The organism is Streptomyces hilarionis (assembly GCF_024539675.1).
Lineage (GTDB): Bacteria > Actinomycetota > Actinomycetes > Streptomycetales > Streptomycetaceae > Streptomyces > Streptomyces hilarionis.
This window is the reverse complement of record NZ_JAHHIT010000459.1, coordinates 1-428: the sequence shown is the minus strand read 5'-3', so window position 1 is coordinate 428 and position 428 is coordinate 1. Positions and strand designations below refer to the sequence as shown.

Below are 428 nucleotides of genomic sequence, written 5' to 3'. Positions count from 1 at the left end.
CTCTTGCTGTGTGGATAGCCAGTTAACTGCGTACTCACTGCGTCGTCAATTTGAGCCGACCAAGTGCCATCTCTAATCCAACCCACACGAATTCGTCGCTCTCAAATACCCAAAGCTTCCAAATTCCTATTTCTTACTGCGCTCAAGACAGCCATCCGGTCTTCTGTACCTGAATCCATATCAGGTACGGTGCCATGCTCCAGATCCTTACCCACATTAGCGAAACGCGGCGCTGGCTGTTTTCACTGCTACTGTTCTTGTCAACTGCGTCCCACGCGGAGACGTGGGTCATTACAAACCGAGCACATCCAGTATCCGCACCTTCTGGCGCTCGCGTCATCTTCCTGGATGATCAGCAGCGCCTTGAAGAACAACTTTCCAACCAACTACCCGCCGATCCACGCCAGGCAGAAGCGGCCATTCAACGC

1 protein-coding gene is annotated in these 428 nt (G+C 52.8%); it reads left to right on the top strand.

Translation table 11 applies throughout. The features are described from left to right. Positions 1-194: 194 nt before the first annotated feature. On the top strand, positions 195-428 hold a 234-nt coding region (locus tag KMS84_RS43940), incomplete at its 3' end, for a DUF1525 domain-containing protein (protein ID WP_256921348.1).